We start from the raw sequence: 26,402 nt of genomic DNA on the forward strand, positions 1-26,402 counted from the left end.
GACGGCAGGGGTTGATCAAGAACACCGCCGCATTCGCATTGGTCAATGGTCCGTCAGAGGAACCAATCAGGTCGCGCTGCCGTCTTCGGCAAAGGCTGGCTTGGCCAGCTTGCGGGCATGGTCGCGCAAATCCGCCGGCCAGTCTTTGCTCAAGGCCAGGAACCTGTCGCGGTTACCGGCATAAAGCGCGCGCGTCGCTTCCTCATAGCCTGGCTGGTTACCCAGCATCGCGCCCATGAAGCTGTCGGCGGCCTGCTGCGCCTGCTTGGACGAGACTTGCCCGCCGGCTGCCTTGCGCGCCGCGTCGACCAGCTTGCGAAGCGTAACCGACGCGCCGCCCGGCTGCTCGCCGAGCCATTCCCAATGCCGTGGCAGAAGCGTGATCTCGCGGGCGACGACGCCGAGCTTCGGGCGTCCCGACGAGCGGCGGGATTCACCTGCGACCGGCCCTTCGGTCGGCTGTTCCTCGGCTGATTTTTCCTCGGGTTGTCGTGTCCTGGCCTTCAGCCGACCGAGAATTTCCTCGTTGCTGCCACGCAGATCGAAATCGACCTGCCGGCCAGTGAGGTCATCAAAAATCAGAACCGTGGTCGCGTTGTCGAGATCCTGCGTCGCCTTGACCGCCAGCGCCACTTCGCCAGCGGGACCGGACGCGAACATGTGCTCGCCCGAAAAGGCGGTGATGGTGTTTTCCATATTCTGGACTCCTTTCGGAGGTTTTTACCCGGATTTTATTCCATTGTCAATATTACCCGGATAAAATTAGTTGATCGCAACTGCACCGAACCGGTCAATCCCGGGTCTGCTTTTCGAGCCAGGCCGGCAGTTCGGCGACCGAATCCAGAACTACGTCCGCCAGCGGCGTCAGCGATTCACGCGTGCCGGTTCCGGAAAGAACCGCCACGGCCAGACCGCAACCGCCGGCCCGCGCCATTTCAAGATCATGACGGTTATCGCCGACCATGGCGATTTCCACGGGTTTCAACCCTGTGAGGTCGCAGAAAGACACCACCGTATCGGGCGCCGGCTTCGGATTCGCCACGGCATCATAGCCGTAAGCCGCATCGAAGAGTTGCGCGATGCCGAGCGCCAGCAGCGTCTGCTCGCAGCCGGCGGTGGAATCGTTGGTGGCGACGCCCAACCGGTAAGGCTTGGCGTGCAGTACGGCGAGTGCTTCGGCTATCCCCGGCAGGGCGACGGCCATGGCGGCGCCCTGCGATGCTGTCGTCGCATTGAAGTGGCGCAGCGTGCCGGCGAAATCGTCGCCGGCAAGGTGCGGGAACCACAGTTCGACAACATCGCGGTTGGTGCCGGCGGCAAAGACGGAATCCGGCCTGAAACGCTTCGCGGCAAAATCGAAGCCACCCGCATCAAGCAGTTCGTCGGCGCGCCGCCGGTCGCCTTCGGCGGCTTCCATCGCCATGAAATCCGCGACGCCGAACCAAGTGGCGTTGAAATCGACAAGCGTGCCGTCCTTGTCGAACAGGATGCCTTTTATGCCCGCCAAACGCCCCTACTCCGATCCACGCAGCCGGCGGATAGTTTCCACCAGACCGGCGGTGGACGCATCGCGGCCTGCGGCATTCTCCTTGCCTTCCACGACAGGCAGCAGGCCCGTCGCCAGTTCCTTGCCCAGTTCGACGCCCCACTGGTCGAAAGAATTGATGTCGTAGAGCACGCCTTCCACGAAAACGCGGTGCTCATAGAGCGCGATGAGGCGACCAAAGGTGCGCGGGTCGAGCTTGCGGTAAAGAATTGTCACCGAGGGGCGGTTGCCGGAGAAGACCCGGTGCGGGGCGATCCGGTCGACGAAATCAGGTTTCTGGCCCTTGGCCAGCATCTGCGCCCGCGCCTCTTCCAGCGTGCGACCCTTCATCAGGGCCTCGGACTGGGCCAGACAATTGGCCAGCAGCAGATTGTGGTGATGCTTGAGGTCCGGCTCGTGGCCGACGGCGGCGGCGAGGAATTCCACCGGGATGAAGTCGGTGCCCTGATGCAGGAGCTGGAAGAAGGCATGCTGGCCGTTGGTGCCGGGTTCGCCCCAGACAAGCGGCCCGGTTGGCGTCGGCACCGGCGTGCTTTCGATGGTGACGCTCTTGCCATTCGATTCCATGTCGAGCTGCTGCAGATAGGCGGGCAGGCGCGACAGGCGCTGGTCGTAAGGGATGACGGCGCGCGCCGGGTACTCGCAGACAACCCGATGCCACCAGCCGACAAGGCCGAGCAGCGCCGGCAGGTTCCGCATCAGCGGCGCGGTGCGGAAATGCTCGTCCATCTCGTGCGCGCCGGCGAGGAATTCATCGAAGTTCACCGAGCCGATCGCGATCATCACCGGCAGGCCGATAGCGCCCCAGACCGAATAACGACCGCCGACCCAGTCCCAGAAGCCGAACACCCTTTCCTCGCGGATGCCGAATTTTGCAACCAGATCGAGCGCCGTCGATACCGCGGCAAAGTGATGGCCGACGGCATCCTTGCCGAGCTTCGCCTCGACCCAGCGCCGCGCCGTCTCGGCATTGGTCATCGTCTCGACGGTGGTGAAGGTCTTGGACGCGATGATGAACAGCGTCGTCGCAGGATCGAGCCCCTTCAGCGTATCGTGGATATGCGCGCCGTCTATGTTGGAAACGTAGTGACTGCGCGGCCCATCGTGATAAGGCGCGAGAGCCAGCGTAGCCATGGCTGGCCCAAGATCCGACCCTCCTATGCCGATATTGACGACATCGGTGATCTTCTTGCCGGTGGCGCCGACGGTCTTTCCATCCCTGACGGATTCGGCAAAATCCGCCATGGCGACCAGAACATCCACTACGTCCTTCTTGATGTCCTGACCGTCGACGTGAAGCCCCTTGCCGTCGAGATCGCGCAGGGCGGTATGCAAAACCGCGCGGTCCTCGGTGATGTTGATGTGCTTGCCGGCGAACATGGCCGCGCGTTTTGCCTCAACACCGGCAGCTTCGGCCAATTTCTCCAGCAGTCGCATGGTCTCGCCATCGACCGCGCATTTCGACCAATCGAGCAAAAGGTCGCCATCGGTTGCGGAAAATTCGGCAAACCGCCTGGGATCGGCAGCGAACGCCTCGCGCATGTTCATTGATGGCCCGGCGCGGCGATCGCGCAGGGCGGACAGCGTGGACTGGAAAGATTTGTGGTCCATGGCGGGCTCCGCGATCGATTTCGAACTAGCTTTGCCAGACCCGACGCGCGGGCAGAGACGGCGCGCGACTATCGTGGGAAATTCCGGTCGTTTCAACCGCTTTTCGTCATCCGAAACGACGTGGCGGACCTCAATGGATCAGCGACGTAAATCGAAAAAATCAGAATTATTGATTGGCGCAATATCTTGGGCCACGCCTACATTCGACTGGTCCACGGAATCATGGATCGGCCGCGCAAGCAGGTCAGCCTCGACGGAGCACCCAAATGCCACAGCGAAACGATACGGCCATATGGTCCGGCCTGTTCAGGATATCGGCCGAATCCGGCCAGACGCTGCAGGCGCAAATCCGTCAGGCCATCGTTGCCGCCATCCTTGACCGCCAGATCGCCGCTTCCATGCCGCTGCCGTCCTGCCGCATCCTGGCCGAAAAGCTCGGCGTGGCGCGCGGCACCGTCGTGCTGGCCTTTCAGCAACTGGTCGATCAGGGATTCCTGGTGGCGCGCGAGCGGCGCGGCCATTTCGTCAATCCGGAAGTGCTGACGACGCCGTCCAAGCCGCAGAAGACGCCGGAACAGTCCAACGAGATCGACTGGAAGCAGCGGCGCAAGATCGCCGCCAGCGACATGCCGCCCCCGGCCAAGCACGAGAACTGGATCAAATCGTCCTACCCGTTCGTCTACGGTCAGTTCGACCCGGGGCTGTTCCCGACTGCCGAATGGCGCGAGTGCAACCGCATGGCGCTGGCGGTGCTGGAAATCCGCAACTGGGCCTCCGACATGGTCGATCGGGACGATCCGCTGCTGATCGAGCAGATACAGGCGCGGCTGTTGCCACGGCGCGGCATCTTCGCCAATCCGGACGAAATCATCGTCACGCTCGGCGCGCAGAACGCGCTTTACATGCTGGCGACGCTTCTGATGAGCAAGGGCTCGAAGGTGGCGATGGAAGACCCCGGCTACCCCGACGCGCGGTCGATCTTCCGCCTTGTCGGCGCAGACATACAGCCGGTTCCGGTGGACCAGTCGGGTATCGTCACCTCGTCCATCGCCAACGATGCCGGCTTCGTCTTCGTGACGCCGAGCCATCACTGTCCGACCATGGTGCCGCTCTCGGCCGAGCGACGGCAGGACCTTCTGGCGCGCGCCAACCGCCACAACCAGATCATCATCGAGGACGGCTATGACAGCCAGCTTCTCGACGAAGCGCCGCAGCAGGCGCTGAAGAGCATCGACCGGTCCGGCCGCGTCGTCTATGTCGGCTCGATGTCGAAGACATTGGCGCCCGGCCTGCGGCTCGGCTACATCGTCGCCTCCGCCGGGCTGATCGCGGAATTGCGGGCGCTGCGCCGCTTCATGCTGCGGCATCCGCCGGCCAACAATCAGCGCGCCGTGGCGCTGTTCCTGTCGCTCGGCCATCACGAAGCGCTGGTGCGGCGGCTGTCCGCAGCATTCGAGGAACGCCGCAAGCGGCTGGTGCATGCGCTTTCCGCATTCCTGCCGGAATGGCGCTCCACGGATTCCGCCGGGGGGACGTCGCTTTGGCTGGAAGGCCCGCGCGGCACGGATTCGCGTGAACTTGCCGCCACGGCTGCCAGCCGCAGCGTCATCATCGAGCCCGGCGACCGCTTCTTCGACCAGAACGACCAGCCCTCGCGCTTCATGCGGCTCGGCATTTCGTCGATCGCGCTGCAGCATATAGAGCCTGGAATCCGCGAACTGGCGACCGCTGCCGGCCGACGCCCTGCGGCCGCCTGACAGCACAAGGGGGACATGGAAGCCGGGCGCATGCGACGCCCGGTCCCATTTGCTGGCTCAGACGGCGCAAATATGCTGGCTCTTAAGCTGACAGGAGATGGCAGCATAGTCTTCCAATGAACGGGCAGTTGGACGGCGGAGATAACCGTCGCGGGGAACACTGCCGAAAAAGTGGGAATGAGTTCGATGCCTGGTGCTGTCAAGAAGCAGGAGGCGCGGCCCGACCGAGGTCCGCCGCGCCTTGCCGAGCGTCATGCGCTGCACGCGCTCGCCAGCAAACCTTCGACAGGCGTTTCCCGCGCGACAGACATGGCGGAAGGAGGAAGCTACCGGCCGCTCGGCCAGAACGATGTGGAGCGTATCCACGATGCGGCATTGCGGCTGCTGGAAACAGTCGGCTTCGCCAATGCCATCCCCTCATGCGAGACGGTGCTGACGAAGGCGGGCGCGCTTGCAGGCCCCGACGGCCGCGTCCGCTTCCCGCGCCGGCTTGTGCTCGACGCGATCGCCAAGGCCGGCCGCAATTTCTCGCTGCATGGGCAGGACTCCCGGCACGATTTGACGATGCAGGGCAAGCGCGTTCACTACGGCACCGCCGGCGCAGCGGTGCATCTGGTCGATGTCGAGAAGCGCGAATATCGGGAATCGCGGCTGCAGGACATCTACGACGCGGCCCGCATCGCCGACGGGCTGGACAACATCCATTTCTTCCAGCGGCCGATGGTGGCGCGCGACATCGCCGACCCGACGCAGCTGGATTTCAATACGCTTTACGCCTGCGTATCCGGAACGGCCAAGCATGTCGGCACTTCGTTCACAGTGCGGGAGAACGTGAAGCCGGCGCTCGAAATGCTTTACGCCATCGCCGGCGGCGAGGCGAATTTCCGGGCGCGGCCATTCGTTTCAAACGCCAACTGCTTCGTCGTGCCGCCGATGAAATTCGCCGAAGACGCCTGCGGCGTGCTGGAAGCCTGTGTGGAAGGCGGCATGCCGATCCTGCTTGTGTCCGCGGTACAGGCCGGCGTCACCGCCCCGGCATCGCTCGCCGGCGCCGTGACCCAGGCGGTGGCCGAGGTTCTCTCCGGTCTGGTCTACGTCAACGCGATCAGCCCCGGCCATCCGGCGGTCTTCGGCGCCTGGCCATTCGCCTCCGATCCGCAGACCGGCGCGATGGCAGGCGGGTCGGCGGAACAGGCCCTGATGACCGCCGCCTGCGCGCAGATGGCGCATTTCTACGATCTTCCAGGCGGTTCGCCTGCCGGCATGGCCGATGCGAAACTGCCGGACCTTCAAAGCGGCTATGAAAAAGGCATCAGCAATGTGCTGGCCGGTCTGGCCGGGCTCAACATGGTCTACGAGGCGGCGGGAATGCATGCCTCCCTGCAGGGCTTCTGCCTGGAAAGCCTGATCCTCGACAACGACATACTGGGGCAATGCATGCGGTGCGTGCGCGGCATCGACGTCAGCGAGGACGCGCTTTGCGTCAGCACCGTTGCCGAGGTCTGCCTCGGTGGACCAGGTCACTATCGCGGCGATGCGCAAGCCGGCGATGAACCCGAACGCGGCCATCGCCCGGCCTTGGCCGATCGCCTCTCGCCGAAAGACTGGGAGAAGGCCGGCAGACCGGATATCGTGCAGCGCGCCATCGACCAAAAGCAGCGCATCCTGGCCGAACAGTTCCCGCGGCACATTTCACGATCGCTGGACGACTGGCTAAGGTCGCGGTTCGGCGAGCTCATCCTGCTTCCCCGCGCCAGCATGGGCGGCTGAAGCGAGCTTCAATCCGGCTCTGCGGCCGCCGCCACGCCGAGCTGCGCACGCTGACGCGGCATGCCGAGCCCGGTATCCGGCGGCTCACCGGCGGCAGGACGTTCACCTTCGATCATGTGCATGGTCCGCCATTTACCGAAACGGTAGTAGGCAATCGACAGGATCACCGAGGCGATGAAACCGGCCGGGAAGCTCCACCACAGCGCTTCCTGCCCCATATAGTCCCTGGCCACATAGGCGAAGGTGGTGCGCACCAGCAGAACCGAGACAATGAGAATGATCAGCGGCGCCATGACCGCCCCCGTGGCGCGCACCGTGGCGAAGATGACGATGGTGATGCCGAACAGCACGAAAGACCATGAGGCGACGTTGTTGATGTGCGCGGCGATATCGATGGCGGCGCTGTCGTTCACGAGGAAAAGGCCGAGCAGAGGCCGGTCGAAAAGATAGAGCAGGCTGATCAACGCTCCGGTCAGCACGACGTTGAAGGCGATGCCGGCCCCCGCGATGCGGCCGATGCGGTCCCATTTGCCGGCGCCGACGTTCTGTGCGGCCATGGACGAGACCGCCGCGCCGATCGCCAGCGCCGGCATCTGGATATAGGTCCACAGTTGCGCGGCGATGCCATAGGCGGCTGCGACTTGCGAGCCGTAAGTATTGACCAGCCCCATCACGGTGAGCGCGGCGGCTGAGATAACGATCATCTGCAGTCCCATCGGGACGCCCTTGAAGATGACAATCTTCAAAATCCGCAGATCTGGCTTCAACAACATCAGATCGGCGCCAGCCAGCCGTAGCGGATGCTTGCGCGCATAGAGCAAGACGAGGATGGCCACGACACTGACCGACTGGCCAATCAGGGTCGAAAGCGCCGAGCCGGCGATGCCCAGTTCAGGAAACGGCCCGATACCGGCGATCAGCAGCGGGTTAAGGATGATGTCGAGCACCACGGCAAGCAGCATGAAATAGAAGGGCGTGCGGGAATCTCCCGCGCCGCGCAGGGCGGTCATCACGAAGCTGAGGAAATTCGCAGCCGGCACGGCGACGAAGATGATGCGCAGATAGGACCGCGCCAGCGGCAGCGCGTCCGGCGGCGTGCCAAGCAGATTGAGGATGGAATCGACCCAGATCCACCCGCACACCGCGAACAGCGTCGAGATGAGGAAGAAGAACGTGGCGCTGGTGCCGACGATCTTCCTGGCTTCCGGGAGATTTTTCGCGCCCACCGACTGCGCCACCAGGATCGTTGCCGCCATGCCGATGCCGAACACCGTGCCGAGGATCAGGAACAGAACGAGATTGGCGTTGGAAGTGGCGGTCAGGGCGGATTCGCCGAGGAAGCGGCCGACCCATACTGAATTGACGGAGCCGTTCAGCGACTGCAGCACGTTGGAGCCGAGCACGGGAAGGGCGAACAGCAGCAGCGTACGCGAAATCGGCCCGCTGGTGAGATCGACGGTCTGGCGGCGCACGGGGGATCGTTCGGTCATGGCAGGATGTGATCGGAACTGACTGGCTTTAGGGAGAAACGTGTTTCGCTGCTGGGTTCAATGTGCATCATCGACGGCAGGTTCCTCCCTCGACTTCGAGCCCGAGGAACAAGGCTACAGCGGGAATCGGCGATGAAGACATATCACGGCAGTTGCCATTGCGGGAAAATTGGTTTCGAGGCCGACCTCGATCTTGGCGAAGGCATCAGGAAATGCAATTGCAGCTTCTGCCTGAAGCTCGGCTACAAGAAGTCATTCACTGGCTATGAGGCGCTACGTGTGACCCAAGGCCGCGAGACGATGCGCGATTACCAGGCGACGCCGTCGAACTGGCCCGAAGGCGACATCAACCATTATATGTGCCCGCATTGCGGCGCCCATACGTTCTCGCGTGGCTTCCTGGACTTCATGGGCGGCAATTTCTGGGCGGTGAACGTTGCCTGCCTGGACGACGCCACAGAAGAAGAACTCGCCGCCGCGCCGGTCATCTACGAAGACGGCAAACGCGACAAGCAAATGGAAGCACCGGCGATCACAAATTATCTGTAGGGCAACCCCAGACAGAGCAGTCGATTGATACCTCCAGCCCGGCTCTGGCCGGGCGGGGAAAGCCTTAGTGATTGTCGCGCGGCATGCCGCTCGTCTGCGCCACATGCTGGTATTTCACCGCCGGCTTCAGCACCATTCCTTCCGAGAACTGGTCGACCATGCCGCGCTGGATTTCCTGCCACGGAGTCTGGTTTTTTGGAAACTTGTAACCGCCTTCGTTCTGCAGTTCGGCCCGCCTGCGGGTGATCTCGTCGTCGGTGACGAGAATGTCGGCCGTGCCCTTCTTGAGATCGATGCGGACGCGATCGCCCGTCCGCAGCAACGCCAGCCCACCACCAGCGGCAGCCTCGGGCGAGGCGTTGAGGATTGACGGCGTGCCCGATGTGCCGGACTGGCGGCCATCCCCGATGCAGGGCAGCGAATGGATACCGCGCTTGATCAGATAGTCCGGCGGCTGCATGTTCACCACCTCGCCGCCGCCAGGATAACCGATCGGCCCGGTGCCGCGCATGAACAAGACAGTATATTCGTCTATCTGCTCCGCCGGATTGTCGATGCGGGCGTGATAATCCTCAGGCCCATCGAACACCACCGCCCTGCCCTCGAAGGCTTCCGGGTCGCGCGGATTAGACAGATAGCGATCGCGGAACTCCTTCGAGATCACACTGGTCTTCATGATGGCGCTGTCGAACAGATTGCCCTTCAAATTGATGAAACCGGCCTGCGCCTTGAGCGGATCGGCCACCGTGCGGATAACCTTGGCGTCCATGTTCTGTGCAGCGGCACAATTCTCGCCGAGCGTCCTGCCATTGACGGTTCGCGCATTTGGGTGCGGCAAGAGCTTGCCGTCCATCAGTTCGCGCACGACGGCCGGCACGCCGCCGGCATGGTGGAAATCCTCGCCGAGATACTCGCCGGCCGGCTGCAGATTGACCAGCAGCGGTATGTCATGGCCGATCTTGTGCCAATCGTCGTTGGTCAGCGGCACACCAAGATGACGGGCGATGGCGTTGAGGTGGATCGGCGCATTGGTCGAGCCGCCGATGGCGGAGTTGATGACGATAGCGTTCTCGAACGCCTCGCGCGTCATGATGTCGGAAGGCTTCAGGTCCTCGTGCACCATCTCGACGATACGTCGGCCCGTCTCGTAGGAAATCTGGCCGCGCTCACGGTAGGGCGCGGGGATAGCGCCGGAGCCCGGCAACTGCATCCCCAGCGCCTCAGCCAGGCTGTTCATGGTGCTGGCCGTGCCCATCGTGTTGCAATAACCGACCGACGGGGCCGACGACGACACGATCTCCATGAATTCGTTGTAGTCGATCTCGCCCGCCGACATACGCTGGCGCGATTCCCAAACGATGGTGCCGGATCCGGTGCGCTTGCCCTGGTGCCAGCCATTGAGCATCGGGCCAACGGAAAGTGCTATGGCGGGAATGTTGACGGTGGCAGCCGCCATCAGCATGGCCGGCGTGGTCTTGTCGCAGCCGACGGTGAGAACGACGCCGTCGAGTGGATAACCGTAGAGGACTTCGACGAGAGAAAGATAGGCAAGGTTGCGGTCCAGCGCCGCCGTCGGCCGGCGGCCGGTCTCCTGGATCGGATGACACGGAAATTCGAACGCTATGCCGCCTGCAGCCTCGATGCCGGAGCGCACGCGCTTGGCCAGTTCCAGATGATGACGGTTGCAGGGCGACAGGTCGGAACCAGTCTGCGCGATGCCGATCATCGGCTTGCCGGCCTGCAATTCGCCGCGCGTCAGACCATAGTTCAGATAGCGTTCCAGATAGAGCGCCGTCATGCCCGGATTGTCTGGATTGTCCAGCCATTCCTGCGAGCGGAACTTCTTCTTGGTGGGGGCGCCTGCCATCTTGGACTCCGTATTTGTAAGACAAATGGATATGGCAACATCGTCCGCCCGGCAAGAGCGATGATTGCCGCATGGACGGACAGGTCGTGCCCTCGATGCGGTGGACTTTTGGGCGATGGACAGAGGCCTTCAGCCGCGCTAGGCGTGGGCTACCATTTCAGAAGGAGGCGTCAATGGCTCTGGTTATCGAAGGTGAGGAGCGCATCGCCGCGCCGATCGGCAAGGTCTGGGAAGCGTTGAACGACCCGGCCGTGCTGAAGGAGAGCATTCCCGGCTGCCAGTCGCTGGAAATGAAATCCGACACAGAGATGGCGGCAATCGTGGTGCTGAAGATCGGCCCGATCAAGGCAACCTTCAACGGCGAGGTGACACTGAAGAACCTCAACCCGCCGAATTCCTACACCATCCAGGGCGAAGGCAAGGGCGGCATCGCCGGCTTCGCCAAGGGCGGCGCGGATGTGAACCTGACCGAGGACGGTCCCGATGCTACGATCCTGAAATATGCGGCCAAGGCCGATGTCGGCGGCAAGATCGCCCAGCTCGGCAGCCGGCTCATCATGTCCACGTCGAAGAAACTGGCAGGGCAGTTCTTCTCGACTTTCAATGAAAAGGTCAGCGGGTAGACTCGCGATCCTTACTCGAACACGATGTTCGGAACCGCACTTGCGGATACGGTCTTTTCTTCCTGCAGCCGGTTCCAGACATTGGTCGCGATCTCGCGGTAAGTTCGGGCTGCCGCGCCGTCCGGCCGGGACACAACCACAGGGGTTCCGGCATCGGAATTCTCCCTTATGTCCATTTCCAGCGGCACTTCACCGAGGAACGGCACGCCGAGCCGCTCGGCTTCCTTCCTGGCGCCACCATGGCCGAAGATATCGTAGCGCGTGCCGGTATCAGGCGCGATGAAATAGCTCATGTTCTCGACGATGCCGAGCAGCGGCACATCCACCTTCTTGAACATGTTCAGGCCCTTGCGGGCATCGATCAGGGCCAGATCCTGCGGGGTCGATACGATGACGGCGCCGGCCAGCGGGACCTGCTGTGCCATGGTGAGCTGGGCATCGCCGGTACCGGGGGGCATGTCGACCACCAGCACGTCGAGCGGACCCCATTCGACCTCACGCAGCATCTGGGTCAATGCCGATATGACCATCGGCCCGCGCCAGATCATCGGTGTCTCTTCATCGACGAGGAAACCCATTGACATGACCTTGAGGCCGTAATTCTGCATCGGCTTCAGGACCTTGCCGTCCACCGTCTCGGGCCGCCCGCGAATGCCGAGCAGGCGCGGCATGGATGGGCCGTATATGTCGGCGTCGAGGACGCCGACCTTCAAGCCGTTGGCGGCGAGGCCGAGCGCGATGTTGACGGCGGTGGTGGATTTGCCGACGCCGCCCTTGCCGGAAGCGACCGCGATGATCGCCTCGATGCCGGGGACGCCACGACGGCCCGAGGTCTGGGAACTCGGTGCGTGCGGGGCCGGACGAGCGGCCGCAGGCGGCGGAGATGGCCGGGCGGCGGGCGGCGGCGGGACGGGACGCTGCGGGACTGGCGCCTCCATGCCCGAACCCTTCTTTTCAGCCGTCAGCGCCACCACGGCGCCGGCAATACCGGGTATGGCCATGACTACGCGTTCGGCCGCGGCGCGCAGCGGTTCCATCTCCTTGGCCCGGTCGGCAGGCACGGTAATGGAGAAGAAGACCTTGGAGTCGGCGATGAATATTTCCGAAACGAGCCCGAGATCGACGATGTTGCCGGTAAAATCCGGACCGTTCACCGTCTTCAGTTTCTCGATGACGTCTTCCTTGCTGACGGGCATGATGGTTCCTCGGCGCTTTCGAGCGCTTTCCTGCGGCTGAGATAGGACAGAATCGTCGCGGCACCAAGCGCCAGACGGCAGCTTCAGCCGGCCAGCCGCGTCAAACCGTATGTGGCAGCCGCGATGGCCGCCGTCGCCGGCAGGGTGACGACCCAGGCGATGACGATGTTGCCGGCGATGCCCCAGCGCACCGCTGAGATGCGGCGCGCCGCGCCGACACCGATGATGGCGCCGGTGATGGTGTGCGTGGTGGAAACCGGAATGCCCAGCCATGTCGCGCCGAAAAGGGTGAGCGCACCACCAGTTTCGGCGCAGAAGCCCTGCATCGGGTTGAGCCGCGTGATCTTGGAACCCATGGTGTGGACAATGCGCCAGCCGCCGAACAAGGTGCCCAGCGCCAGTACCGACTGGCAGGTCAGCACCACCCATAGCGGCACGTAGAAGGTGTCGCCGAGCATGCCTTGCGAATAAAGCAGCACCGCGATGATGCCCATGGTCTTTTGCGCATCGTTGCCGCCATGGCCGAGCGAGTACATCGATGCCGAAAAGAACTGCAGCACGCGGAAGCTGCTGTCGACCGCGAACGGCGTCTGGCGCACGAACAGCCAGGAAACGACAAGAATAAGAAACAGCGCCAGCAGGAAGCCCACAGCCGGCGACAGCACAATGGCTGCGGTCGTCTTGGCAAGACCTGCCCAGACGATGGCGCCGGTGCCCGCCTTGGCGACGCCAGCGCCGACCAGCCCACCGATCAGTGCATGTGAACTGCTCGACGGAATGCCGAGCAGCCAGGTGACGATGTTCCAGACGATCGCTCCCACAAGCGCCGAAAAGATCACCGCCGGGGTGACGATGTTCGCGTCGATGATGCCGGTGCCCAGCGTTTCAGCAACATGCAGGCCGAAGAACAGGAAAGCGATGAAATTGAAGAACGCCGCCCACAAGACGGCATATTGCGGCCTGAGCACGCGAGTCGAGACAATGGTCGCAATCGAATTGGCGGCGTCGTGCAGGCCGTTCAGGAAATCGAAAAACAGCGCCACGCCGACGAGGCCGACCAGCAATGGAAAGGCGATCGTGGCATCCATCGCGGCGTGGCCTAAACGTTCTCGATGACGATGCCGCTGATCTCGTTGGCGACGTCCTCGAACCGGTCGACCACCTTCTCGAGCTGGCCATAAATCTCGGAGCCGATCAGATAGGCCATCGGGTCGGTCTTGCCGTGCCGCTTGAACAGATCCTTGAGCCCCTTGTCGTGCAGATCATCCGCCCGGCCCTCGACGCGCATGACTTCCTCGGCGATCGCCGTCAGCCGCGGGGCATTCGCGCCGGGCTTCGACAGAAGCGGTATTGCCTCGGCCACCAGCTTGGCGGCTTCGACGATGACGACGCCCATGTCGCACATCAGCGGATCGAACTCCCGCTTCTCGAAAAGCCGCACCGTCTTGACGGTCTTGTGCATCATGTCGATGGCGTCATCCATCGACTGGATCAGATCCTTGATGTCACCGCGGTCGAATGGGGTGATGAAGGAGCGGCGCACGGCAAGCAGGACTTCGGCGGTGATGAGATCGGCCTCGTTCTCCAGCTCGACGATGCGGTCGCACCAGCGGTCGACATCGTCGCCGGCCAGCAGATTCTGCATCGCCTCGGCGCCGCTGACGACGGTGCGCGAATGGCGCTCGAACAGATCGAAGAAGCGATCCTCGCGCGGCAGCAGTTTCCGAAACCAGCCCAGCATGTCCCTCTCCGCAGACTTTCGTCCTACGCACATAGCGCGGCAGATGGATGCGGGAAACACATAGCCGGCTGAAAACTGAGGATAGAAAGGGAATGCAGACGTTTTCCGGGAGGGACCGGCTGCAAAAACGATGCACGATTTCGGCCCCCTCCATGGTATTTTGGGCCAGCAGACTTTCAGCAGACCGTAACCAGACCTCCAGCACATGGTAACGACGATGGCCCAATCCAGTTCATCGCAACGTCAGCTTTCAGCGCCAGATATCGACAACGCCCGCAAATATATGGCCGCCGCCAAGGAAAACCTGAGCCAGCTTTCAAAGCTGGTTTCCGGCATAACCGGAAACCAGGCAGCCGCCATTCGTTTCAAGATCGGCCCCAAGGACATCGCGAAGACCGACGTTTCGCTTTTCGTGGCCGACTGGCAGCATCCAGACGTGGTGATCTTCGAAGATGAGAACGGCAATTGCCTGGGCATGTATATCGACCCGCCCGGCATATGCACGGATGAATGCTGAGTCTGGGGTCAGACCTAGCGGCGCCGCAGCAAGGCAGTTAACTGTAAGGACAGTCAGGCTGATGTGACCCGACTGAGCAAGGGCTATTGCGGGTCGTGCTGGACAAGCTGGAATTCTTCATTGCGCTGGCCCGGGAACGGCATTTCGGCCGCGCGGCCGAACAGCTCGGAATTACCCAGCCGACCCTTTCGGCCGGCATCAAGCAGCTCGAAGACCAGCTCGGCGTCATGCTGGTGATGCGCGGCTCCCGTTTCCAGGGCCTGACGCCGGAGGGCGTGCAGGTGCTGCAATGGGCAAAGCGCATCGTCGGCGATGCACGCGCCATGAAGGAAGAGATGCGGGCCGCCCGCCACGGCCTGTCAGGCCACATCCGCATCGCGGCGATCCCCACCGCGCTCGCCATGGTGGCGCGGCTGACGACGCCTTTCCGGGAAAAGCACCCCGGCGTCACCTTCTCCATCCTGTCGCGGACCTCCATCGAGGTGCTGACGCTGCTCGGCAATTTCGACATAGATGCCGGCATAACCTACCTCGACAACGAGCCGCTCGGCCGTGTGAGCCGGGTGCCGCTCTATAACGAGCGCTACCAGCTCATCACCGCCATGGGAAACCCCTATTCGGATCGCGACCGGGTGACATGGGCTGAGGTAAGCCGGCTGCCGCTCTGCCTGCTGACGCCCGACATGCAGAACCGCCGCATCATCGACCAGCATCTGACCGAAGCCGGCGTCGAGGTCCGACCGACGCTGGAATCGAACTCGATGATCGTACTGTTCTCGCACATCAGGACCGGCAAATGGTCGTCGATCATGCCGCTCAACCTGGCCGAGACCTTCGGCTTTGCCGAACCGATCCGCGCCATCCCCATCGTCGAGCCCAATGCCAGTCACGCTGTCGGTCTTGTTGCGGCCTCGCGCGAGCCGCATACGCCGCTGGTTTCGGCGCTTCTGGAAGAGGCGATGACGCTGGCTGGCGCTTTCAAGGTGAAAGATTGAGTTAGAAGGGCTCCTTGATAGAAAAACCCTATCGTTCAACGAAAAGGCTTTATTGATTTATGCGATTTTGTCTGTTTTCGTTCGAAACGATGGCGCTTTTATAAGGCACCGTCTATCGGCTGCTTCATCGGCCGCGGCATTGACTGGTTCCAGGGAGGGCGCTGCATGTCCATGCAGCCTGCAAGTACCGAGATCGAGGCGCGAACGGCGTCCATCGTCCAGAATCTGAAGGATCTGGAAGGGCCGTTGCTGCCGATCCTGCACGGCATTCAGGCAGAATTCGGCTATGTGCCGCAGGGATCGCTGCCGGTCATCGCCCATGCGCTCAACCTGTCGCGGGCCGAGGTCCATGGCGTCGTCACCTTCTATCACGACTTCCGCCGTGAGCCGGCGGGACGGCACGTCCTAAAGCTTTGCCAGGCAGAGGCCTGCCAGTCGATGGGCTCGGATGCGGTCGCGGCGCGACTGAAGCAGTTACTCGGCATCGGCTTTCACGAAACGACGAAGGACGGCTCGGTGACGCTGGAGCCTGTCTATTGCCTCGGCCTTTGCGCCTGTTCACCCTCCGCCATGCTGGATGGCGAGGTCATCGGTCGGCTCGACAACGAAAAGATCGACGCGATCGTTGCCGAGGTGCGCACATGACCCCGCGCATCTTCATACCGGACGATTCCGGCGCGCTGGCGCTCGGTGCGGAGAAGGTTGCCACGGCAATCAGGCAGGAACTGGCCCGGCGTGGCATCGACGCGAGGATCGTGCGCAACGGATCGCGCGGGGCGTATTCGCTTGAACCGATGGTGGAGGTCGCTACGGCGAACGGCCGCGTCGCCTACGGGCCGGTCAAGCCTTCGGATGTCAAAGGCCTTTTTGACGCCGGCTTCCTAACCGGCGCGCATCATAAAAGGTGGCTGGGTTCGCCAGACAAGATTCCGTTCCTCGCCGGCCAGACCCGGCTGACCTTCGCGCGCTGCGGCGTGATCGATCCGCTGTCGCTCGACTCCTACGAGCGTCATGGCGGTCTCAAGGGGTTGCGCAAGGCGGTGGCGATGCCGCCTGCCGACATCGTTGCTCAGGTGACCGAGTCCGGCCTGCGCGGGCGCGGCGGCGCCGGGTTCCCCACCGGGGTGAAATGGAAGACGGTGCTCGATACGGCGGCGGCGCAGAAATATATCGTCTGCAATGCCGACGAGGGGGACAGCGCCACCTTCGCCGACCGAATGATCATGGAAGGCGATCCATTCGTGTTGCTCGAAGGCATGGCGATCGCCGGCATCGCCACCGGCGCGACCAAGGGTTATGTCTACATCCGCTCCGAATATCCGCATGCCGTCGACAAGATGCGCCGCGCGGTGGACGTCGCGCGCAAGGCCGGCATGCTCGGTCCGGCGGTGCTCGGCTCTTCCCACGCCTTCGACATGGAAATCCGCGTCGGCGCCGGCGCCTATGTCTGCGGCGAGGAAACCTCGCTGCTCAACTCGCTTGAAGGCAAGCGCGGCGTGGTGCGGGCCAAGCCGCCACTACCGGCAATTCAGGGATTTCTCGGCAAGCCGACGGTCATCAACAACGTCATCAGCCTGGCCTCGGTGCCGATCATCATGGACAGGGGCGCCGAGTACTACAAGAATTTCGGCATGGGCCGTTCGCGCGGCACCATCCCGATCCAGATCGCCGGTAACGTCAAGAACAGCGGCCTTTACGAGGTCGCATTCGGCCTGACGCTGGGCGAAATCGTCGACGGGATCGGTGGCGGCACGGCGAGCGGCCGACCGGTGAAGGCGGTGCAGGTCGGCGGGCCGCTGGGCGCGTACTTCCCGCGCGAACTGTTCGACACGCCATTCGACTACGAGGAGTTCGCCAAGCGCGACGGCCTGATCGGCCATGCCGGCATCACCGTGTTCGACGACACCGCCGACATGCTGAAGATGGCGCGTTTCGCCATGGAATTCTGCGCCGTCGAAAGCTGCGGCAAGTGCACACCGTGCCGCATCGGCTCGCAGCGCGGGGTGGAAGTTCTGGACAAGGTCGCCAGCGGCATCGAGCCGGAGAAAAACCTCGCGCTTGTCACCGACCTCTGCAACACGATGAAATTCGGCTCACTGTGCGCGCTCGGTGGCTTCACGCCCTACCCGGTGATGAGCGCGATCAACCATTTCGGCGATGATTTCAAACCAGCGCCGGTTCAGCAGGCGGCGGAATAGGAGCGGCAGATGAACGTGATGCCCGACATCAAATCGCTGGTCGAGGAAATCGACTTCGGCACGCCAGCCTCCAGCGCCGAGAAGCAGGTGACGCTGACCGTCGATGGCAGGTCGATCACCGTGCCGGAAGGCACTTCGATCATGCGCGCCTCGATGGAAGCCGGCGTCGAAATTCCGAAACTGTGCGCCACCGACATGCTGGATTCGTTCGGCTCGTGCCGCATCTGCCTGGTCGAGATCGACGGCCGTAACGGCACGCCAGCCTCCTGCACCACGCCGGTGGGCGAGGGCATGGTCGTGCGCACGCAATCCGATCGGCTGGATGCCATCCGCCGCGGCGTGATGGAGCTTTACGTCTCCGACCATCCGATGGGCTGGAACGAACAGGCCGGCACCGGCGCCAGCGAGTTCGATGCGGTGGCGGCATCGGTCGGCCTGGCCGAAAACCGCTACGGCGTCGAGGGCCGCAACCATGTCGAGCCCACCGAAGGCGGCGTAGCGCCGGGGCACGGTTCTCTTGCCATCGACTACATCGCGCGCGACGAATCCAATCCCTATTTCACTTACGATCCGGCGCAGTGCATCGTCTGTTCGCGCTGCGTACGCGCCTGCGAGGAAGTGCAAGGCACCTTCGCGCTGACCATCGAGGGCCGCGGCTTCGAAAGCCGCATGGTCGCCTCGATGAACGAAGCATTCGTCGAATCCGAATGCGTGTCCTGCGGCGCCTGCGTGCAGGCCTGCCCGACTGACGCGCTGCGCGAGAAATCGGTGCTCGAGAAAGGGATGCCGGAGCGCTCCGTCGTCACCACCTGCGCCTATTGCGGCGTCGGTTGCTCGTTCAAGGCCGAAGTTAAGACGAACGAGGCCGGGCAGGACGAGGTCATCCGCATGATGCCCTACAAGGAGGGCAAGGCCAATCACGGCCATTCCTGCGTCAAGGGCCGTTTCGCCTATGGCTATTCGACCCACAAGGACCGCATCCTCAACCCGATGCTGCGCGAGAAGATCACCGACCCCTGGCGCGAGGTATCATGGGAAGAGGCGATCGCCCATACGGCCAAGGAATTCCGCCGCATCCAGCATCAGTACGGCCGCACCTCGATCGGCGGCATCACCTCGTCGCGCTGCACCAATGAGGAGACCTATCTCGTTCAAAAAATGGTGCGGCAGGGTTTCCGCAACAACAATGTCGATACCTGCGCCCGCGTCTGCCATTCGCCGACCGGCTACGGGCTCGGCCAGACCTACGGCACCTCGGCGGGCACACAGGATTTCGATTCCGTCGACGAGAGCGACGTCATCATGATCATCGGCGCCAACCCGACGGACGCGCATCCTGTGTTCGCTTCGCGGATGAAGCGGCGCCTGCGGCAGGGCGCCAGGCTGATCGTGCTCGATCCGCGACGCACCGACATCGTGCGCTCCGCGCATGTCGAGGCGCAGTATCATCTGCCGCTGAAGCCGGGCACCAACGTGGCGATGCTGTCGGCGCTGGCGCATGTCATCGTCACCGAAGGCCTGTTCGACGAGGCCTTCATCCGCGAGCGCTGCGACTGGGCCGAATTCCAGGACTGGGCCTCGTTCGTGGCACTGCCTGAGAATAGGCCCGAGATTGTCGGCGAACTGGCCGGCGTCGATCCTGAGGCCATCCGCGGCGCGGCGCGGCTCTTCGCTACCGGCGGCAACGGCGCGATCTATTATGGGCTCGGCGTCACCGAGCACAGCCAGGGGTCGACGACGGTGATGGCAATCGCCAATCTTGCGATGGCCACCGGCAATATCGGCCGGCGCGGCGTCGGCGTGAACCCGCTGCGCGGCCAGAACAACGTGCAAGGCTCATGCGACATGGGATCGTTCCCGCACGAATTGCCGGGTTACCGCCACATCTCCGGCGAAGCCGTTCGCGACATCTACGAAAGCCTGTGGGGCGTGAAGCTGGACGACGAACCCGGATTGCGCATCCCCAACATGCTGGACGCCGCCGTCGATGGCTCGTTCAAGGGCATCTACATCCAGGGCGAGGACATTCTTCAATCCGATCCCGACACCAGGCATGTCGCCGCCGGCCTCGCCGCGATGGAATGCGTGGTGGTGCACGATCTCTTCCTCAACGAGACGGCCAACTACGCGCATGTTTTCCTGCCCGGCTCGACCTTCCTGGAGAAGGACGGCACCTTCACCAATGCCGAGCGGCGCATCAACATGGTGCGCAAGGTGCTGGAGCCGAAAAGCACCTATGCCGACTGGGAAGCGACGCAAAAGCTCGCCCAGGCCATCGGACTGGACTGGAACTACACCCATCCCTCCCAGATCATGGACGAGATCGCGCAGACGACGCCGAGCTTCGCCGGCGTATCGTTCGAATTCCTCGACAAGGTCGGGTCGGTTCAGTGGCCCTGCAACGAGAAGGCGCCGATGGGTACGCCGATCATGCATGTCGACGGCTTCGTGCGCGGCAAAGGCAAGTTCATCCGCACCGAATATGTCGCGACGGACGAGCGCACCGGCCCGCGCTTTCCGCTGCTGCTCACGACCGGGCGCATCCTGTCGCAGTACAATGTCGGCGCGCAGACGCGCCGCACCGGCAATGTCGTCTGGCATGACGAGGACCGGCTGGAAATCCATCCGCACGATGCCGAGAACCGCGGCCTGCGCGACGGCGACTGGGTACGCATCCAGAGCCGCGCCGGCGAGACGACACTCAGGGCGCTGATCACCGACAGGGTGTCGCCCGGTGTCGTCTATACGACCTTCCATCACCCTGACACGCAGGCGAACGTCGTCACCACGGATTTCTCCGACTGGGCGACGAACTGCCCTGAATACAAGGTGACCGCGGTGCAGGTGGCGCCGTCCAACGGCCCAAGCGACTGGCAGGAAGAGTATGACGAGTTCGCCCGCCGCAGCCGCCGCATCAAGGGGCATCTCGAGGCGGCGGAGTGACAGGCGCGCAGCGTTCCCCCCTCCCCCTGGTGGGGAGGTTCGCGCCGAAGGCCGTGGGTAGGGATGCACTGTCACCCGAGCGTCGTACCTGTGCGATCTTCTGCCCCTCCACTCCGTCTCATAGCCTTCGCTTTGCACGCCAACTTGCCGGGGCGAGCCACGGGTCCCGCCGGTCTTTCGGGCCCCCACAAGGGGGAGGGTAAAGTGCGCCCGCCCCTTACTTCCACCAACCGCCTTGCACACCGCGCGGATGGCACCAAGCAAGCCGACCGCATGGTCCCGGAAGAAACACCTGTGGCGTTGTCCTATGCCGGCACAACCCATGCGGTGATGATGGCCTCCCCCGCCGACCTGGAAGACTTCGCGCTCGGCTTCTCGCTGACCGAAGGCATCATCGCGTTGCCGGAGGAGATCGAAGCCATAGAGATCGAGGACCTTGCCGGTGAAAGTGGCGGCGCCGGCATCGACATCCAGATCCGCCTGAAGGACAAGGCCAACACCCGCTTCGAGGTGCGCCGCCGCAGGCTGGCCGGACCCGTCGGCTGTGGCCTGTGCGGCATCGAATCCATCGAGGAGGCGATGCGTTCGGTCAGAGCGGTCGGTGCGGCGGGGCTTCGGCTTTCCGCCGACGATATCGTTTCCTCGGTCAAGCTTCTGTCCCGGCAGCAGCCTTTTCATGCAAAGACGGGTGCTGTTCACGCAGCCGGTTTCTACATTCCCGGCAAAGGCTCGAAGGGCGAGATCGTGCTGGCGCGAGAAGACGTCGGCCGTCACAACGCACTCGACAAGCTGGCGGGCGCGCTCGCCAAAGCGGGAATTGACGGTGCGTCGGGCGCGGTCGTCGTCACATCGCGCGTGTCTGTCGAGATGGTGCAGAAGACGGCAGCGATCGGGTCACCCGCGATCATCGCGGTATCGGCGCCGACGGCGCTGGCGATCCGCAACGCCGAGGTCGCCGGCATGACGCTCGCGGCCCTGGTACGCGGCGACGATTTCGATCTTTTCACCCACCCGGAGCGGGTGACCATCGGAGTTCCAGACCATGTCGCATGACGAGCATCACACCGCCAGCACCGCCGAAAAGCTGGTTCGCATGGCCAACCAGATCGCGACCTTCTTCCGTTCGAAACCGCGCGAGGAAGGCGTGGCCGGTGTCGCTGAGCATATCAACAAATTCTGGGAGCCGAGAATGCGGCGCCAGTTTTTCGAGCTGCTCGATGCAGGCGGTAAAGGCTTCGACGAACTGGTGCTTGCCGCGGCGCCGATGGTGCGACCACCGACGGCGCCGGAAGGCGTGGGCATCGGCGCAGGCGCCGATGTGGAACGCGGCGCGCCCGGTGGCAAGGGAAGCGCGGCCGGCGAATCCAAGGCCGAGATCGCCGCCTCACAAAAATAGCACACAGCAATTTGTGGCACCGGCTCGCAGATTCTGATCCTCTTAGCTGGCAATCGCTTCCGCCGATGACGGCGCTCTGCTATCAGCCTCCGCACTCGAAGCGGAGAGCACGATGAGCCAGGACCTTGAAGCGCGGTTGAAATTCGCGGTCGATATCGCGAAGCAGGCCGGCGAACTCGGCATGAAATATTTCCGCGAGGTCGACAAGCTCACGGTCGAGAGCAAGGGACACCAGGACCTCGTCTCCAACGCCGACCGGGAGTTGGAACTGTTCATTCGCGCGGCGATCAATGAAGCTTATCCCGGCGATGGCATCGTCGGCGAGGAACACGCGCCAGTCGCCAGCTCGACCGGCTATGACTGGGTCCTCGACCCGATAGACGGCACCGCCAATTTCGTCCGCGGCATTCCGGCCTGGACGGTGGTGATCGCCTGCACCAAGGATGGCCGGACCGTGGTTGGCGCGGTACATGAGCCTTCTTCGGGCGAAACCTTCTATGGACGCAAGGGCGGCGGCGCATTCGTCAATGGCAAGACTATGCGCGCCAGCCCGGCCACCCGCATGACGGAAGGTTCGATCGGTATCGGCTTTTCCAATCGAGTTGAGGCAGCGAAGGTGCTGCCGCTGATGCGCGACATCATGGCGGAAGGCGGTGTGTTCTTTCGCAACGCCTCCGGGGCGCTGATGCTGGCCTATGTCGCCGCCGGCCGCCTGCTCGGCTATGCGGAAGAACACATGAATGCCTGGGACTGCCTCGCCGCTCTGCTGCTGGTGGAAGAGGCAGGCGGGACCATCGTCGAGCCAGACCCCGCCACCGTCCTTCAGGACGGAACGCTGGTGATCTGCGCCGGCAAGGGCATCTTCCCGAAACTTCGGCAGTTCAGCCTGGATGCGTTTAAGCTTTGATCAGAACCGGGCCGCCTTTGGGAAACCCGACGCCCACTGCCTGCCCGACTTCAAAGGATGCATCGACATCCGGCGATAGCACGAAGACGTTGCCGATATCGGCCTCGACCAGTAGTTCCAAATGGCTGCCTACATAGGTCACCTTGGCAAGCTTGCCGGCAATTGTGTTGGCCGCTCCGCCGGTTTTGATTTCCACACGACTTGGCCGGATCGCCAGCTTGGCTGGACCGGGCGTAAAATCGCGCGCAGCCATCTTGAGCTCGACGGAGCCCAGCTTCACGGTGGCCTGACCCTTGTTCACCGCAACGATCTCGCAGTCGAAGATATTGGCCTCTCCAATGAAGTCCGCCACGAAGGCATTGCTCGGCGCGTCGTAAAGTTCACGCGGCGTGCCGTCCTGCGCGATCACGGCGCGGTTCATGACGATGATGCGGTCGGAAACGGCGAGCGCCTCCTCCTGGTCGTGAGTGACGTAGACCACCGTCAGGCCGAGCTTGGTCTGGATCTCACGTATCTCCTCGCGCACATGCCGCCGCAGCTTGGCATCGAGGTTGGACAGCGGCTCGTCGAAGAGAAGCACCTGCGGTTCGAGAACCAGCGCGCGTGCAACGGCGACACGCTGCTGCTGGCCCCCGGAAAGCTCACTCGGCAGCCGGGATTCGAAACCCGTGAGACCGACCAGCTCCAGCCCGGCATGGGCGCGCGACGTGGTTTCCTTCTTATCATAGCCGGAGAATCCCAGGCCATAGGATACGTTCTGCAGCACCGTCATATGCGGAAACAGCGCATAGGACTGGAACACCATGGAGACGTCGCGGTCGGTCGCCGGCAAGCGCGTGACATCCTTCCCACCGATCAGGATGCGCCCGCTGCTCGGCATCTCCAGCCCGGCGATCATGCGCAGGGTGGTGGTCTTGCCGCAGCCGGAAGGACCGAGCAGCGTCACCAGCTTGCCTGCCTCGATAGTCAGCGAGATATCGTTGACGGCAGGCGTGGTTCCGCCGGGATAGGTCTTGGTGACGTCCTCGAACACCACCGAAGCCGCGTTGCTACGGATTTCCACCATCATCCCGCTCCCGCTATCGTCTGCTGGCCGCCAGTCGGAATGCCGACATTGGTGCGCACGCTCCAGCCGCCCTTGCTCTGCACGCCCCTGCGGCCGATGTTGCGGCGGCCGACCAACAGCTGCATCAGGCCGATCACCACAAGCATCACAAAGATCAGCACCGTCGAATAGGCGATGGCGATGCCGTACTCATTGTTCTCGACGCGGCCGACGATGTAGCTCGTCGACAGGTCGTAACGCGCGCTGACCAGGAAGATCACGGCGCTGATGGCGGTCATGGCGCGAACGAAGGAATAGACCAGCGCCGCCAGCATGGCCGGCCGCAGAAGCGGCAGGATGATGCGGCGGAACGTCTGGAAGGAATTGGCCCCCAGCGTGAGTGAGGATTCGTCCAGGCTGCGGTCGAGCTGCGACATGGAGGCGACGCCAGCCCGCACGCCGACCGGCATGTTGCGGAAGATGAAGGACAGCACAAGGATGATGCCGGTGCCGGTCAGTTCGATCGGCGGCACGTTGAAGGCGATGATGTAGCTGACGCCGATGACGGTGCCAGGAATGGCAAAGGACAGCATGGTTGCGAATTCGAAGGCGTTCTTGCCGCGGAAATTCTGCCGCACCAAGAGATAAGCGGTCAAAAGGCCGATGCCCGCCGTCAGCGGCGCCGAGATCAGGGCGATCTCCATCGTCGTCCAGAATGATTGCCAGGCGGAGCCCGACCAGTGCAGGCCAAAGCCGGTCCAGCCGATGGAAAACGCCTTGATGTAATGCTGGAAGGTCAGGGTCTGATCGACGCCCCAGAGCTTGACGAAGCTGCCATAGAAGATGGTCGCATAGACAACGACGGTGAAGAAGGTCCAGACGCCGGCGATAGCGTACAACACCCACGTCAGGACCGAAGGCAGGTGCGGATGCACGCCTGAATCGCCCTTGCCGGAAACGGTGGTGTAGGAGCGCTTGCCCAGCCAGAAACGTTGCGCATAAAAGGCGCCCAGCGTGAAGACGAGCAGGACAAGAGCAAGGATCGCGGCCAGCCCCGCATCGTTCTGCGCGCCGACGATGGCGAAGAAGATTTCCGTCGACAGCACGTCGTAATTGCCGCTCAACACCAGCGGATTGCCGAAATCGGCCAGGCTCTCGATAAAACCGAGCAGGAAGGCGTTGGCCAGGCCCGGGCGCATCAACGGCAGCGACACGGTCCAGAAGGTCTGCCAGCGGCTGGCCCGCAGCGTCTGCGACGCCTCTTCCATGGAGGGGCTGACGCCCTCGACGACGCCGATCAGCACAAGGAAAGCGATGGGCGTGAAAGCCAGCAACTGGGCGATCAGCAAGCCCGGAAGCCCGTAGACCCAGCGCGTCGGCTGGATGCCGAGCATGCCGGAGATGCCTTGCGTCACCGCACCCGACAGGCCAAACAGAAGGATGATCGCCAGACCGATGACGAAGGCCGGCGTGATGATCGGCAGCACCGTCAAGGCGCGGAGCAGCTTGCCGTATTTGAACCCGGTTCGCGTCACCACCAAAGCGAAGACGAGGCCGAGGAAGGTTGTCGCCAGCCCGACCAGGACTGCGAGCAACAGCGAATTCCAGGCCACGCCGCAGCGCGTGCCGCCGAAAACGCAGTCCAGCCCCCAGATGCGCTCGCTGAACAACTTTCCGAGGAAAACCAGCGGCGAATAGCCGGTGTCGGTTTCCATCGCATTGGCGAACATCTGCAGGATCGGCATGAAAATGAAGATCGCGACCATGGTCACGACAAACCCGATGGAACTGACGACGAAGACATCGCCGCCTATCGCGCCGCGGGCGGCGACGCCGAGGGTAAACAGGAACAGGAAAGCACCGGCCACCAGAAGCGCGCCGTAACCCATACCGAACTGGCGGTCGCCAAGTTCACCGAAAAGCCCGTTGAGCCAGTCGAACTGCCAGCCGCGCAGGCCGATGGAGAAGCCTTGCACCAGCAGCCAGCCGAAGCCGGCGGCCCCGACCAGGATCAGCAGCCTGCCGAAGAGTGGGTCCGACTTCGCCCGCCCCCACAGGAGAAAAGGCGCCAAGAGCAGGAAGCCCAAAGGCGCCAGCCAGAGCTTCTGCCCCTGCAGGTTCAGGAAGAGCGCCGGCGCGACCTCGCTGTCGAGCGGATAGCCGTCGAACAGCCACGACAGGCCGAAGAAGCCATCGAGCCCGTACCATGGCAGGAGGGCAAAACCGACCCAGCCAACCGCCATCCAGAGGA

At 63.2% G+C, this 26,402-nt stretch carries 22 protein-coding genes; 12 read left to right on the forward strand and 10 right to left on the reverse strand.

Features of this window, described 5'->3' with window-relative positions; translation table 11 throughout:
• Window positions 1-66: 66 nt before the first annotated feature.
• From J2X35_RS09820 to pgi, 3 genes are all read right to left on the reverse strand, one after another.
• Window positions 67-696 carry a DUF2239 family protein gene (locus J2X35_RS09820; protein ID WP_310184689.1) on the reverse strand — a complete coding sequence of 210 codons (630 nt, stop codon included), beginning with the start codon at window positions 694-696 and terminating at the stop codon, window positions 67-69.
• A gap of 94 nt (window positions 697-790) precedes the next feature.
• Complete coding sequence (locus J2X35_RS09825; protein ID WP_310184691.1) at window positions 791-1,507, reverse strand: HAD family hydrolase; 717 nt, start codon at window positions 1,505-1,507, stop codon at window positions 791-793.
• 6 nt (window positions 1,508-1,513) lie between these two features.
• Window positions 1,514-3,157 (reverse strand): glucose-6-phosphate isomerase, encoded by a 1,644-nt coding sequence (gene pgi / locus J2X35_RS09830; protein WP_310184693.1) that lies wholly within the window; start codon window positions 3,155-3,157, stop codon window positions 1,514-1,516.
• Between the two features lie 266 nt (window positions 3,158-3,423).
• Here pgi and J2X35_RS09835 point away from each other — a divergent pair, with 266 nt between their 5' ends.
• The gene (locus tag J2X35_RS09835) at window positions 3,424-4,914 is read left to right on the forward strand and encodes a PLP-dependent aminotransferase family protein (RefSeq protein WP_310184695.1); all 1,491 of its coding nucleotides are present in this window, start codon (window positions 3,424-3,426) and stop codon (window positions 4,912-4,914) included.
• Between the two features lie 186 nt (window positions 4,915-5,100).
• Window positions 5,101-6,684 (forward strand): trimethylamine methyltransferase family protein, encoded by a 1,584-nt coding sequence (locus tag J2X35_RS09840; RefSeq protein ID WP_405023204.1) that lies wholly within the window; start codon window positions 5,101-5,103, stop codon window positions 6,682-6,684.
• Between the two features lie 8 nt (window positions 6,685-6,692).
• On the opposite strand, the gene J2X35_RS09845 is transcribed toward J2X35_RS09840, so the two are convergent.
• Entirely contained in the window at window positions 6,693-8,174 is a 1,482-nt protein-coding gene (locus J2X35_RS09845) for an MATE family efflux transporter (protein WP_310184698.1), read from the reverse strand.
• 132 nt (window positions 8,175-8,306) lie between these two features.
• Between J2X35_RS09845 and J2X35_RS09850 the strand changes: the two genes are divergently transcribed.
• Window positions 8,307-8,723, forward strand: coding sequence for a GFA family protein (locus J2X35_RS09850; protein WP_310184700.1), 417 nt, complete (start codon window positions 8,307-8,309; stop codon window positions 8,721-8,723).
• 64 nt (window positions 8,724-8,787) lie between these two features.
• Here J2X35_RS09850 and J2X35_RS09855 read toward each other — a convergent pair whose 3' ends face one another.
• Window positions 8,788-10,590: an IlvD/Edd family dehydratase gene (locus J2X35_RS09855; protein WP_310184702.1), complete on the reverse strand. Its 1,803-nt coding sequence runs from the start codon at window positions 10,588-10,590 to the stop codon at window positions 8,788-8,790.
• A 173-nt stretch (window positions 10,591-10,763) separates the two neighbouring features.
• Between J2X35_RS09855 and J2X35_RS09860 the strand changes: the two genes are divergently transcribed.
• Window positions 10,764-11,213, forward strand: a complete 450-nt coding sequence (locus J2X35_RS09860) for a carbon monoxide dehydrogenase subunit G (protein WP_056114550.1) — start codon at window positions 10,764-10,766, stop codon at window positions 11,211-11,213.
• Between the two features lie 11 nt (window positions 11,214-11,224).
• On the opposite strand, the gene J2X35_RS09865 is transcribed toward J2X35_RS09860, so the two are convergent.
• The 3 genes from J2X35_RS09865 to J2X35_RS09875 form a co-directional block, all read right to left on the reverse strand.
• Window positions 11,225-12,412 carry an Mrp/NBP35 family ATP-binding protein gene (locus J2X35_RS09865; protein WP_310186098.1) on the reverse strand — a complete coding sequence of 396 codons (1,188 nt, stop codon included), beginning with the start codon at window positions 12,410-12,412 and terminating at the stop codon, window positions 11,225-11,227.
• Window positions 12,413-12,492: 80 nt separating this feature from the next.
• Window positions 12,493-13,497, reverse strand: a complete 1,005-nt coding sequence (locus tag J2X35_RS09870; RefSeq protein WP_310184705.1) for an anion permease — start codon at window positions 13,495-13,497, stop codon at window positions 12,493-12,495.
• 11 nt (window positions 13,498-13,508) lie between these two features.
• Window positions 13,509-14,150, reverse strand: a complete 642-nt coding sequence (locus J2X35_RS09875; RefSeq protein WP_056114543.1) for a DUF47 domain-containing protein — start codon at window positions 14,148-14,150, stop codon at window positions 13,509-13,511.
• A gap of 217 nt (window positions 14,151-14,367) precedes the next feature.
• On the opposite strand from J2X35_RS09875, the gene J2X35_RS09880 reads away from it, so the two are divergent.
• The 8 genes from J2X35_RS09880 to J2X35_RS09915 all read left to right on the forward strand — a co-directional run bounded on the left by J2X35_RS09880 (window position 14,368) and on the right by J2X35_RS09915 (window position 23,106).
• Entirely contained in the window at window positions 14,368-14,667 is a 300-nt protein-coding gene (locus J2X35_RS09880) for a hypothetical protein (RefSeq protein ID WP_156459874.1), read from the forward strand.
• A gap of 95 nt (window positions 14,668-14,762) precedes the next feature.
• The gene (locus J2X35_RS09885) at window positions 14,763-15,662 is read left to right on the forward strand and encodes a LysR family transcriptional regulator (protein ID WP_310186099.1); all 900 of its coding nucleotides are present in this window, start codon (window positions 14,763-14,765) and stop codon (window positions 15,660-15,662) included.
• A 165-nt stretch (window positions 15,663-15,827) separates the two neighbouring features.
• Entirely contained in the window at window positions 15,828-16,307 is a 480-nt protein-coding gene (locus J2X35_RS09890) for a formate dehydrogenase subunit gamma (protein WP_310184706.1), read from the forward strand.
• Window positions 16,304-17,860 (forward strand): NADH-quinone oxidoreductase subunit NuoF, encoded by a 1,557-nt coding sequence (locus J2X35_RS09895; RefSeq protein WP_310184707.1) that lies wholly within the window; start codon window positions 16,304-16,306, stop codon window positions 17,858-17,860. Before J2X35_RS09890 ends, J2X35_RS09895 begins: the two co-directional genes overlap by 4 nt.
• Before the next feature lie 18 nt (window positions 17,861-17,878).
• Window positions 17,879-20,803 (forward strand): formate dehydrogenase subunit alpha, encoded by a 2,925-nt coding sequence (gene fdhF, locus J2X35_RS09900; protein WP_405023218.1) that lies wholly within the window; start codon window positions 17,879-17,881, stop codon window positions 20,801-20,803.
• A 204-nt stretch (window positions 20,804-21,007) separates the two neighbouring features.
• The gene (gene fdhD / locus J2X35_RS09905) at window positions 21,008-21,856 is read left to right on the forward strand and encodes a formate dehydrogenase accessory sulfurtransferase FdhD (protein ID WP_310184709.1); all 849 of its coding nucleotides are present in this window, start codon (window positions 21,008-21,010) and stop codon (window positions 21,854-21,856) included.
• Complete coding sequence (locus J2X35_RS09910; protein ID WP_310184710.1) at window positions 21,846-22,199, forward strand: formate dehydrogenase subunit delta; 354 nt, start codon at window positions 21,846-21,848, stop codon at window positions 22,197-22,199. The genes fdhD and J2X35_RS09910 overlap by 11 nt, the downstream gene beginning before the upstream one ends.
• Before the next feature lie 112 nt (window positions 22,200-22,311).
• Window positions 22,312-23,106: an inositol monophosphatase family protein gene (locus J2X35_RS09915; RefSeq protein WP_056114525.1), complete on the forward strand. Its 795-nt coding sequence runs from the start codon at window positions 22,312-22,314 to the stop codon at window positions 23,104-23,106.
• Here J2X35_RS09915 and J2X35_RS09920 read toward each other — a convergent pair.
• Both J2X35_RS09920 and J2X35_RS09925 read right to left on the reverse strand, forming a co-directional pair.
• The gene (locus tag J2X35_RS09920; RefSeq protein ID WP_200946429.1) at window positions 23,096-24,172 is read right to left on the reverse strand and encodes an ABC transporter ATP-binding protein; all 1,077 of its coding nucleotides are present in this window, start codon (window positions 24,170-24,172) and stop codon (window positions 23,096-23,098) included. The two genes, J2X35_RS09915 and J2X35_RS09920, sit on opposite strands and share 11 nt — an antisense overlap.
• On the reverse strand, window positions 24,172-26,394 hold the full coding sequence (locus J2X35_RS09925) for an iron ABC transporter permease (RefSeq protein ID WP_310186101.1): 2,223 nt from the start codon (window positions 26,392-26,394) through the stop codon (window positions 24,172-24,174). Before J2X35_RS09925 ends, J2X35_RS09920 begins: the two co-directional genes overlap by 1 nt.
• Between the last annotated feature and the right edge of the window lie 8 nt (window positions 26,395-26,402).

Origin of the sequence: Mesorhizobium sp. BE184 (assembly GCF_031457045.1) — a bacterium.
Taxonomy (GTDB): domain Bacteria; phylum Pseudomonadota; class Alphaproteobacteria; order Rhizobiales; family Rhizobiaceae; genus Mesorhizobium.